Consider the following 9,967-nt stretch of genomic DNA (forward strand, 5'->3'; position numbering starts at 1 on the left):
CGCCGAGCGCCGTCGTCCGGCCCACCGCGCCCAGGTGGAGCGACTCTAGGCGGTGACGACCCGCTCGCCCTTCAACCAATGCGGGATGGCGCCGACCAGGGTCTCGGGCCGGGTCTGGGCCTTGACCATGTACTCGAGGGCGCCGAGGGCCATGGCGCGCTCGACCCGGCGGGGCTCGCGGAAGTTGGAGAGGACCACCGCGGGGACGGCGCCGAGGGTGGCGTCCTCGCGGAGCGCCTGGAGGAAGGAGATTCCGTTCATCCGCGGCATCATCACGTCGAGGAGGATGAGGTCGGGGCGCTGGCGGCGGGCGGCGTCGAGGCCCTCCACGCCGTCGGCGGCGTGGCGCACGGTGTAGCCGCGGCTCTCCAGGAGCATCCGGTAGAGCTTGGCGACGTTGACGTCGTCCTCCACCAGCAGCAGGTTGACGGCGGTGTCGGTGCCGGGCGCCGCGGCCACCGCGGCGGCGGGGGTCGCGGGGGTGGCGGGGGTGGCCGGGCTGCCCCACGTCCAGGCTGCGGAGCTGGCCGCCAGGGGCTCGGTCTCGGTCCAGGCGGCGACCCCGCCGAGACCCGCGAGGCGCTCCTCGATCGAGACCGGCGGAATCTGGGCGGCGGCCTCGAGGGTCCAGGCGGCGACGCCGGTGGCGGCGGGCTCGGGCTGGCTCGCGGCGGCCGCGGCACGCAGCGCCGCGGCGGTCTCCACCGGTGTGACCGGGGGGGCGTACAGGTCGGGTGCCGAGGAGGCCCGAGCGGCGGCGGGCTCCGGGGCGGGCGGCGTGTACAGCGCCGGCTGCGGCGCCGAGACCGTGGCCGGAGCCGAGTACAGCTCCTGCCGGGGAGCGGGGGCCTCGACCGGCGCGGCGGCGGTGAAGGCCGGCTGGGCGGCGACGGAGACGGCCTCGAGCACCCGCTCGGCGGGACGGAGGGCGTCGACGGCGAGGGCGGCGGCGGCATGGGTGGCCGCGCTGCCCGCGGCCTCCTCGGCGGCGGCCAGCCGGTGGCGCAGGATCGCGGCGCGCCGCGCCCAGAGCCAGATGATCACCGCCTCGGCGAGCACCACCAGGGCGAGGCCGACGACGACCTCGTTGTGATGGTCGCCGAGGAAGCGGTCAAGTCCGTCGACGTACGTGTGCATCTCCACCTCGCTCACGCCGGCGAGGATCCGCCCGGCTCAGCCGAGACTAGCACCGACCCCCGGCATCCCCGGGGGCCGTCCGACGGACTGTCGAGCCGCCGTCACAGAGGCGTTGCCCGTGACCTCAGGCCGCCTTGCCGCAGTTCTTGGCGTGCTTGACGATCCGCTCGCGCTTGGGCTCGCCGGGCTTGCGGGTGTGGCGGAACGCGATCTCGACGCTGATCTCGTTCTGGCGCATCAGGTTGTTGCAGATGGGGCAGCGAACCTTGGTGAGGATGTCCTTCTGGGATGTGACTCCCTTGGACTCCTTGATCGTGTTGGCCATGACGGCGGCTCCTGTGGCCTCTCGTGAGGCGGCTGGCGACGGACGCGGCGCCACCGCCGCTGCCCGGGCCATTGTAGGGCGCGCCCGCCGGTGCGGAGCCGCGGGCGCAGAGCCGTCACCGCTCCCGTCCGCCCGGGTACCATCCCGCGCTCGTGAGAACCACCACCCTCCCCCGGCGCCTGCTGACCCTGGCGGGCGCGTCCGCGCTGGTCCTGCTGAGCGGCTGCGGTGCCACCGACGCCACCACCTCGCCGACCGCCGACGCCGGCGGGGCGGCGGGCGCCTCCACCACCACCACCGCCACCGCGTCGGGCAACTGCGCCAAGGTGCAGCCCCGCACCGACGACTTCCACCAGGCGGTGACGCTGACCACCACCACCGGCGACGGGCTCAAGTACGGCGACATCACCCCCGGCACCGGCGCCGAGGCGGCCGCCGGCAAGAACGTCACCATGAACTACAGCGGCTGGACCCAGGACGGGAAGCTCTTCGACAGCTCCCGCGGCTCCGGCCGGACCCCGTTCGAGGTCGACAACCTCGGGCAGGCGTCGGTGATCAAGGGCTGGAACGAGGGGATCGTGGGGATGAAGCTGGGCGGCGTCCGCCGGCTGGTCATCCCCCCGGCGCTCGGCTACGGCGCCCAGGGCTACCCGCCGGTCATCCCCGCCAACGCCACTCTGACCTTCGATGTCGAGCTCGTCTGCATCCTGAGCTGATCAGCCCCGGGCGGCGCGCACGTAGCGGGCGGCGAGGCGCGGGCGGGTGATCGCCAGCCGGGCGATGTGCCGGGGGCGGAAGTCGGTGCGCAGCGAGGCGGTGACGAACCACGAGGGGGTGTCGCCGATGGCGCTGATCGCCGCGTCCCAGCGGGCGTCGACGAAGCCGGTCAGCGCCCGGTTCACGCGGTAGGCGACCGCGAAGTCGCGGCGGTGGCGGGCATGCCAGCGCTGCTCGAAGCGGTGCAGCGGGGCCGAGTCAGCGCTGCGCACCGCCTCGCCGAGCGCCCTGCCCGCGGCCTCGCCGGCGCCGATCGCGTAGCGGATGCCCTCGCCCACCAGGCTGGAGGCGTGGGAGGCGGCGTCGCCGACGCAGACCACCCCGTCGCGGACCATGGGGACGCGCAGCGGAGCCACCGGGATCAGGCCGGCGTGCTGCTCGAGCGGCTGGGCGCCGCGGAGGGTCTCGGCCAGCTCGGGGAGGGCGAGCAACGCGTCGAGCAGGCGCCGCGGGTCGGCGTCGCTGTCGGGGCGCATCACCCCCACCCCGACCCGGATTCGCCCCGGCCGGTAGGGGAAGAGCCAGGCGTAGCCGTTGGGCGCGAGGCGCTCGCCGACGATCAGCCAGCAGGTGCCCGCGGGGGCATGGGGCGCGGCCATGTCGATCTCGGCCCCGACCGCCCGCCGCTCGTAGGCGGGGTGCATCCCCACCGCGGCGGTGAGCACCGCGGCGGTGCCGGTGGCGTCGACGGCGTGGCGGGCGCGCAGCTCGCGGGCGCCGCCGCTGCCCCGGGCCTCGACCACCACCCCGCCGGTCTCGGTGCGGACCCCGGTCACGGTGGTGCGCAGCCGCAGCTCGACCCCCGCGGCGGCGGCCCGCTCGGCGAGCCGCTGGTAGAGGGCGCGCACGTCGAGCACGCACACCACCGGCCGCTCGAAGCCGACCACCGCCTCGGTGGTGGGACCGAGGAAGCGCACCTCGGTGACCGGGTTGTAGAGGCCGGCGTCGACCCCGAGCGCCTCGAGGTCGGCGATGAAGCTGCCGCCGCTGGTGCGGGTGGGGATGCCGAAGGCGCTCTCGCGCTCCACCAGGAGCACCCGCGCCCCCGCCTCGGCGGCGGTGCGGGCCGCGCTCAGCCCGGCCGGGCCACCGCCGGCGACCACCACGTCGTGCATCGGCTGATCATGCCCGCTCACGCCTCCGCCACCGCGTCGGCGACGAGGCGGGCGACGGCGAGGCTGGCGGTGGCGCCCGGCGAGGGGGCGTTGGCCACCGCCACCACCGGGCCGCGACGGGCGAGGACGAAGTCGTCGGCGAGCCGGCCGCGGCCGTCCACCGCCTGGGCCCGCACTCCGGAGGGTCCGGGGACGAGGTCGGCCGCGCTCACCCCGGGGAGCAGCCGGCGCAGCGCCCGGGCGAGCAGGTGGCGGCTGCGGTCGAGCATCAGCCCGGAGGCGCCGGCGCGCCAGTGGCGGGCGCACAGCCGCCACACCGCGGGGTCGGAGGCGAGGGCCCGGAGGTCGCCGCCGTCGACCGCGCCCCTGCGGTAGCCGCGCCGCGACAGCGCCAGCACCGCGCTCGGGCCCAGCCAGACCGCGCCGTCGGCGCGCCGGGTTGCGTGGACACCGAGGAACGGCAGGGCGGGGTCGGGCACCGGATAGATCAGGCCGCGCACCAGCCGGTCCCGCCCCGGTCGAAGCAGCCAGTAGTCGCCGCGGAAGGGCACCACCCGCACCCCGCCGTCCACCCCGGAGGCGCGCCCGATCCGGTCCGACCACAGCCCGGCGCAGAGCACCGCGGCGCCGGCCTCGAGGTCGCCCGCGGTGGTGCGCACCCGCACCCCGCCGGCGCGGGGCTCCACCCCGAGGGCCCGCACCCCGGTGCGCACCTCGCCTCCCGCCGCGGTCACCGCCGCGGCGAGGGCGCGGGTGACCGCGGCGAAGTCGACCACCCCGACCCGCGGCACCACCAGGGCGCGGAGGCCGGCGGCGTGGGGCTCCAGCTCGGCGATCTCCCCGGGGCCGGCGACGCGCAGGCCGGCGACTCCGTTGGCGGAGCCCCGGCGGTGGATCTCCTCGAGCCGGGGCAGCTCGTCGGGGCGGGAGGCGACGATCAGCTTGGTCCGCTCGACCAGGGGCACCCCGAGCTCGGCGCAGAGCTCGCGGAGCGCCCGCGCCCCCTCGACGCAGCAGCGGGCCCGGAGCGAGCCGGGGAGGTAGTGGACCCCGGAGTGGACCACCCCGCTGTTGTGACCGCTCTGGTGGGCGGCCACCTCCGGCTCCCGCTCGAGCACGGTGACCGGACCGGCGCCCCGGCCCAGCAGCTCGCGGGCCGTCGCCAGGCCGACGATGCCGCCGCCGACGACGGCGACGGCTCGGGGACTAGCCGCGGAAGACCGAGCCCAGCGCCTTGTAGACGCCGACGGAGACGGTGACCACGGCTCCCAGCAGGATGACCGGCAGGACGATCACGAAGAAGATGTTCGGGGCGGTACTGGCGAGCATCGGAGCCTCGGTGGCGAACGAGTTGGCGGGTGGTACCCCGTATCGGATTCGAACCGATGATCTCCGCCTTGAGAGGGCGGTGTCCTGGGCCACTAGACGAACGGGGCGTGGGGTGCGCTGGCCCCCGCGAACGATCGTGGAGGAGCGGCAGAAGTATAAGCCCGCTCCCCGAGGATGCAGGAACTCGGTGCAAGCGGCCACAATGCGCCGCCGTGGGCATCCAGCACTGCGTCATCCCCGCCGCCGGCCTCGGCACCCGTTTCCTGCCGGCGACCAAGGCGCTCCCGAAGGAGCTGCTGCCGGTGCTCGACCGCCCGGTGCTGCAGTGGGGGGTGGAGGAGGCGGTCGCCGCCGGCCTCGACACCATGGTGGTGGTGCTGAGCCGCGGCAAGGAGCTGCTCGCCGCCCACTTCGACAGCGCCCCCGAGCTCGAGCGCACCCTCGAGGCCCGGGGCAAGCGCGCCGGCCTCGAGGCGGTGCGGCGCACCCAGGGGCTGGCGCGGTTCGCCTACGTCTACCAGCCGGAGCCGCTCGGGCTCGGCCACGCCGTGCTCCAGGCCCGCACGGTGGTCGGTGACCGCGCCTTCGCGTGCCTGCTCCCCGACGACCTCTCCTGGGCCGAGCGCCCGATCCTCGCCCAGCTCGTCGACGCCCACCGCGAGGTGGGCACCCCGATGCTGGCGCTGATGCGGGTGCCCCGCGACCGCATCTCGCGGTACGGCAGCGTGGCCATCGCCGAGAGCCGGGGCCGGCTGCACCGGGTCACCGCGATGGTGGAGAAGCCCGCCCCCGACGAGGCGCCCAGCGATCTCGCCATCATGGGCCGGTACGTGCTCACCCCCTCCGTGTTCGAAGCCCTCGCCTCCACCCCGCCGGGAGTGGGCGGCGAGATCCAGCTCACCGACGGCATCGCCGGGGCGCTGGCCGACGGTCCCATCTGGGGGCTGGAGTTCGAGGGTGAGCTGCTCGACGTGGGCACCCCCGAGGGCTGGCTGCAGGCGCTGCTGCGCACCGCGCCCTCCCATCCCACCTTCGGCCCGGCGCTGCACGAGGCGCTCGAGCAGGGCCTCCACGCGCGGGCGCTGCCGTGATCCGCAGGGTGATGCGTCGGGAGTGGGGTGCGGCCGGCTTCATCATCACCGTGGTGGTGGGCGCGATCGCGGTGGCGATCTCGCTGCTGATCAGCAGCTCGCACACCACCGTCCCGCCGCCGCCGGTGCCCTGCCCCACCTACACCCCCTACCCGACGTACACCCCGCTGCCCCCCGGCTACAGGCCGACCCCGACCGCGGTGCCGTCGCCGACGCCGGCGCCGAGCATCAACCCGCTCTACGCGAACTGCCCGACGGCCCCGGTCCCGCCGGCGCCGCCGACGCTGCCGCCGACCCCGACGCCGGCGCCCACGCCCACGCCCAGCCCGCAGGTGGGCCCGGCGACGCCGACCCCGGTGCCGACCCCGGCGCCCTCGGGTGCGGCGACGCCGACGCCCTCGGGCACGGTCATCCCCACCCCGCTTCCGTGAGGTGCGGCCCCCTCAGCGGGGCCGGGAACCGACCGGGGAGCGCCTGTCAGAACGTCCGGTGCAGCAGGACCGTGCCGTTCTCCGGGGTGATCGAGGAGCGGTCGAGCTCCAGGTCGACCAGCGGCGGACGGCCGGGGTCGAGGACCACGGCGATCCGGTCGGCGAGGCGGAGGCCGCCGATGCGCACGCAGTCGCGCAGGAACGTGAAGGCGAGCGGGCGCACCAGGTTCCAGACGTAGCCGCGCTCCATCCGTCCGTACTCGGTGGAGTCGCCGATCAGGCTGCGGTCGCGGAACGACAGCACGCAGACCTCGTCGGTGAGCTGGATCGGCGCCGTCCAGGAGTAGGCGTCGTCCTCGGCCGCGGAGGCGATCATCTGGTCCTTCTCGACGAAGAGGGCGAGCCTCTCCACCAGGCGGCGCATCGGCGGCGCCGGCCCCTCGACGAAGATGGTCACGTCGCGCAGCGGGTCACCCGGCCGCTGGGCCGGGTAGCGGGCGCTGAAGCCCACGTCCTCCACGCCGCTGAAGGGAGCCGGGACCTTGATGAGCAGCTCGTCCATCTGTGGTCAGTGTCCGCCGATGGGGTGGAGCGGAACGGGCTCGGCCCGAACCGCACGGCCGTCTGTGGTGAGGAAACGCCGGGACGGGTCCCCTGCTTGCGATTCGGGAGTCCCCGGCAGCCGGGCGGCGTCGACCTCGGCGCCGCCCTCGCGTGCCGCCGGCGGGATCCAGCGCAGGCCGAGCAGCGCGTAGACCTCCTCCTCGGTCTCGCCGCCGAGGCGCTCGCCGCCGGAGAGACGCAGCGGGTCCGGGGGAGTCCCCCCGCGAAAGACGCCGTACTCGTTGAGGGTGAGACCGGCCCGCAGCGCCAGCCCGCGCAGCCGGATGTTGTGCGCCTGCGAGCCGGTGAAGTACTGCCAGGCGGCGCCGAACTGCTCGGGGGCGACCGCGCGGCAGTCGACCTGGAGGCCGCCGCCGGCGTGCACCGAGCACTTGGTGTCGCCGCGGAGGAGCACCCGCTCGACCGCAGGGAGGGAGGCGAACTCGGCGAGCACCGCCGCGGGCCGCTCGGTGGCCACCAGCAGGTCGAGGTCGCCGACGGTGGGGCGGCCGCGGCGGTACGAGCCCGCCACCTCCACGCGGCCGGCGGCGTCGATGCCGCGGAGCGCCTCGAGCAGGGCGGCGGCGAGGGGCGCCACCGCCTCGCGCGGCCGGCGCCCGCGCCCCGCCTCCACGCGGCGCCGCTCGAGCGAGCGGAGGATGTTCTCGACCGTCCTCGCGCCCATCCGCGGCAGCCCGGCGAGCGCGCCCGACCGGGCCGCCGCCTCGAGGGCGTCGAGGCTCTCGATCGCCGCCTGCCTCCACAGCATGTGGGCGGTGCGCGGGCCGACGCCGTCGAGGGTGCAGATCTCCAGCAGGGTGGCCGGGACCTCGGCCTCGAGCCGCTCCAGGTAGCCGAGCCGCCCGGTGGCGACCAGCTCCTCGACCTTCCCGGCGATCGCCGGGCCGAACCCGGAGACGCCGCGGAGCTCGCCGGCGGCGGCGAGGTCGGCCAGCTCGGACCCGAGGTTCTCCACCTGCAGCGCGGCCAGCCGGTAGGCGCGCACCTTGAAGGCGTTCTCGCCCATCACCTCGAGCAGGTCGGCGATGCGCTCGAGGGTGCGCGCCACGTCCGCGTTGCCAACCATCCCTGGTGATCGTACAGCGGGAGAGAGCGAACTACACTCACCACGTGAGGCTGCGAATCCGCCCCCGCCCGGGACGGCGATGACCTCCGAGTCGGTCCCGGCCGGAGCGCGCCGCGGTCGCAGCGTCCGCACCCGCGAGCGCATCGTCGCCGCCGCCACCGAGGTGTTCGCCCGGCGGGGCCTCCACGGCGCCCGCGTCGCCGACATCGCCGAGGCGGCGGGGATCGCGTACGGGCTCGTCTACCACCATTTCCGGAACAAGGAGGAGATCCTCGCCGCCATCTTCCAGGAGCGGTGGGGACGCCACCTCGGCTACCTCGAGGAGGTGGCGGCGTCGCCGGCGCCGGTGCGCGAGCGCCTCGCCCGGCTGGTGCACTTCTGGGTGGAGACCTACCGCAGCGACCCCCACCTGATGACGGTGATGATCAACGAGATCAGCCGCTCGTACGAGTTCATCGAGTCCCACGACGTCGGCACCGTCATCGAGGCCTTCGTCATCGTCGAGCGGATGCTCGACCGCGCCCAGGAGCTGGGCGAGCTTCGCGCCGACCTCGACTGCCGGCTGGCCTCGTACCTCGTCCTCGGCGCCGCCGAGATGGTGCTGACCGGCTACGTGCTCGGCACCCTCCGCCGCACCACCCGCGAGGAGTTCGCCGCCGACGAGCGCCAGCTGGTCGCGATGCTCCTGGACGGCATCTGCAGGGGGAAGGCGGCCAGCAGCTAGCCCTTCCCGACCCAGCGCTCCCACCAGTCGCCGACCTGGGCGGCGGTGCTCTCCGGGGTGCCGCCGTTGTCGATCACCCAGGTGGCGAGGCGGCGCTTCTCGCCGAGCGGCATCTGGGCGGCGACCCGGGCCCGGGCGGCGGCCTCGTCGAGGCCGTCGCGGAGCATGAGGCGGCGCAGCTGGACGTCCTCGGGGGCGTCGACGAGCATCACCCCCTCGACCAGGCCGGTGCGGCCGCCCTCGAAGAGCAGCGGGATGTCGGCGACCACCAGCGGCGCCCCCGACTCGAGGCCGGCGGCGATGCGCCGCCCCATCAGCGCGGCGATGCGCGGGTGGGTGATCTCCTCGAGGATGCGGCGCCGGGCGGGGTCGGCGAAGACCACGGCGGCGAGGCCGGGACGGTCGAGCTCGCCGGCGGCGGTCAGCACCCCGGGGCCGAAGGCGGAGGCGATCTCCTCGAGGGCGGGGCTGCCCGGCGCGACCACCTCGCGGGCGAGCAGGTCGGCGTCGACCACGGCGGCGCCGCGGCCGGCGAGCAGCCGCGCCACCGTGCTCTTGCCGGTCGCGATGCCCCCGGTCAGGCCGATCAGCCGCATGCCCCGCTCCCCTGGGTCCCGGTCGCTGTCCGCTCGCTGCCATCTTGGTACAGTCACCGACCCATGCTCCGATTCCGCTCCCTCCCGCTGCTCCTCTGCGTCGCGCTGACCGGCGCGGCCGTGCTGTCGGCCTGCGGAAGCAGCCCCGACAGCACCGTCGACAACAGCACCTGCCAGTACGGGCCCAACAGCGCCGGTCCGTACAGTCCCAACCCGCCCAAGACCAACGGGAAGACCGACCACGCCCAGGTCATCCCGGAGATGCCCCACGAGCACGTCGCGCCACCCACCAAGATCACCTACGCGCACAACCCGCCGACCAGCGGCTGCCACTACAGCCTCGGCTACGGCCAGGCCCCGATCGCCGCGGGCGCCTATCCGTACACCGCCAACATCCCCGCCGAGTACTGGGTCCACAACCTGGAGCACGGCTACATGGCGGTGCTCTACAACTGCCCCAAGGGGTGCGACGCCGACTTCGAGGAGATCCGCGCCTGGTTGAAGAAGCAGGCCCCCGACCCGGCGCTGGTGTCGCTGGCCAAGAGCCAGCAGGGGTTCGTCCCCTACACCAAGGTCATCGTCGTCCCGTGGCCGTCAATGACCGCGAAGTTCGCGGCGGTGTCCTGGGACTACTACGACCCCATGGACAAGGTCGACACCACCGAGCTGCAGGCCTTCTTCGACAACCACCTCGACACCGCGCCCGAGGGTCTCAACACCCCGTAGGCGGATGGGCCGCCCAGGCGGGCGCG

At 75.1% G+C, this 9,967-nt stretch carries 12 protein-coding genes, 1 tRNA gene and 1 pseudogene; 5 read left to right on the top strand and 9 right to left on the bottom strand.

The window, feature by feature from the left end:
• Positions 1 to 45: 45 nt before the first annotated feature.
• Together VGL20_20210 and VGL20_20215 are read right to left on the bottom strand one after the other, a co-directional pair.
• Positions 46 to 1,152, bottom strand: a complete 1,107-nt coding sequence (locus VGL20_20210) for a response regulator (GenBank protein HEY2706014.1) — start codon at positions 1,150 to 1,152, stop codon at positions 46 to 48.
• Positions 1,153 to 1,261: 109 nt separating this feature from the next.
• Positions 1,262 to 1,462: a hypothetical protein gene (locus tag VGL20_20215; protein HEY2706015.1), complete on the bottom strand. Its 201-nt coding sequence runs from the start codon at positions 1,460 to 1,462 to the stop codon at positions 1,262 to 1,264.
• A gap of 365 nt (positions 1,463 to 1,827) precedes the next feature.
• Here VGL20_20215 and VGL20_20220 point away from each other — a divergent pair, with 365 nt between their 5' ends.
• Complete coding sequence (locus VGL20_20220) at positions 1,828 to 2,178, top strand: FKBP-type peptidyl-prolyl cis-trans isomerase (protein ID HEY2706016.1); 351 nt, start codon at positions 1,828 to 1,830, stop codon at positions 2,176 to 2,178.
• Here the strand turns inward: VGL20_20220 and VGL20_20225 are convergent, their stop codons facing one another.
• From VGL20_20225 to VGL20_20240, 4 genes and pseudogenes are all read right to left on the bottom strand, one after another.
• On the bottom strand, positions 2,179 to 3,354 hold the full coding sequence (locus VGL20_20225; protein HEY2706017.1) for an NAD(P)/FAD-dependent oxidoreductase: 1,176 nt from the start codon (positions 3,352 to 3,354) through the stop codon (positions 2,179 to 2,181). It lies immediately after the preceding gene.
• A gap of 17 nt (positions 3,355 to 3,371) precedes the next feature.
• Positions 3,372 to 4,538: pseudogene (gene lhgO, locus VGL20_20230) on the bottom strand (L-2-hydroxyglutarate oxidase).
• A gap of 22 nt (positions 4,539 to 4,560) precedes the next feature.
• A complete protein-coding gene (locus tag VGL20_20235) occupies positions 4,561 to 4,683 on the bottom strand; it encodes a hypothetical protein (GenBank protein ID HEY2706018.1) in 123 nt (40 codons plus the stop codon).
• Positions 4,684 to 4,713: 30 nt separating this feature from the next.
• A tRNA-Glu gene (locus VGL20_20240) sits at positions 4,714 to 4,790 on the bottom strand.
• 105 nt (positions 4,791 to 4,895) lie between these two features.
• On the opposite strand from VGL20_20240, the gene VGL20_20245 reads away from it, so the two are divergent.
• Together VGL20_20245 and VGL20_20250 are read left to right on the top strand one after the other, a co-directional pair.
• Positions 4,896 to 5,774 carry a UTP--glucose-1-phosphate uridylyltransferase gene (locus VGL20_20245; GenBank protein HEY2706019.1) on the top strand — a complete coding sequence of 293 codons (879 nt, stop codon included), beginning with the start codon at positions 4,896 to 4,898 and terminating at the stop codon, positions 5,772 to 5,774.
• A complete protein-coding gene (locus VGL20_20250; GenBank protein HEY2706020.1) occupies positions 5,771 to 6,205 on the top strand; it encodes a hypothetical protein in 435 nt (144 codons plus the stop codon). Before VGL20_20245 ends, VGL20_20250 begins: the two co-directional genes overlap by 4 nt.
• Positions 6,206 to 6,251: 46 nt before the next feature.
• On the opposite strand, the gene VGL20_20255 is transcribed toward VGL20_20250, so the two are convergent.
• Both VGL20_20255 and VGL20_20260 read right to left on the bottom strand, forming a co-directional pair.
• On the bottom strand, positions 6,252 to 6,767 hold the full coding sequence (locus tag VGL20_20255; protein HEY2706021.1) for a hypothetical protein: 516 nt from the start codon (positions 6,765 to 6,767) through the stop codon (positions 6,252 to 6,254).
• Positions 6,768 to 6,773: 6 nt separating this feature from the next.
• Positions 6,774 to 7,895 carry a helix-hairpin-helix domain-containing protein gene (locus tag VGL20_20260; GenBank protein HEY2706022.1) on the bottom strand — a complete coding sequence of 374 codons (1,122 nt, stop codon included), beginning with the start codon at positions 7,893 to 7,895 and terminating at the stop codon, positions 6,774 to 6,776.
• Positions 7,896 to 7,974: 79 nt separating this feature from the next.
• Here VGL20_20260 and VGL20_20265 point away from each other — a divergent pair, with 79 nt between their 5' ends.
• Entirely contained in the window at positions 7,975 to 8,619 is a 645-nt protein-coding gene (locus tag VGL20_20265) for a TetR/AcrR family transcriptional regulator (protein HEY2706023.1), read from the top strand.
• Here the strand turns inward: VGL20_20265 and coaE are convergent.
• Positions 8,616 to 9,215: a dephospho-CoA kinase gene (gene coaE, locus VGL20_20270; GenBank protein HEY2706024.1), complete on the bottom strand. Its 600-nt coding sequence runs from the start codon at positions 9,213 to 9,215 to the stop codon at positions 8,616 to 8,618. The two genes, VGL20_20265 and coaE, sit on opposite strands and share 4 nt — an antisense overlap.
• A 63-nt stretch (positions 9,216 to 9,278) precedes the next feature.
• On the opposite strand from coaE, the gene VGL20_20275 reads away from it, so the two are divergent.
• Complete coding sequence (locus tag VGL20_20275; protein HEY2706025.1) at positions 9,279 to 9,941, top strand: DUF3105 domain-containing protein; 663 nt, start codon at positions 9,279 to 9,281, stop codon at positions 9,939 to 9,941.
• Positions 9,942 to 9,967: the final 26 nt, after the last annotated feature.

It is taken from the genome of Candidatus Dormiibacterota bacterium, from assembly GCA_036495095.1.
Taxonomy (GTDB): Bacteria; Chloroflexota; Dormibacteria; order Aeolococcales; family Aeolococcaceae; genus CF-96.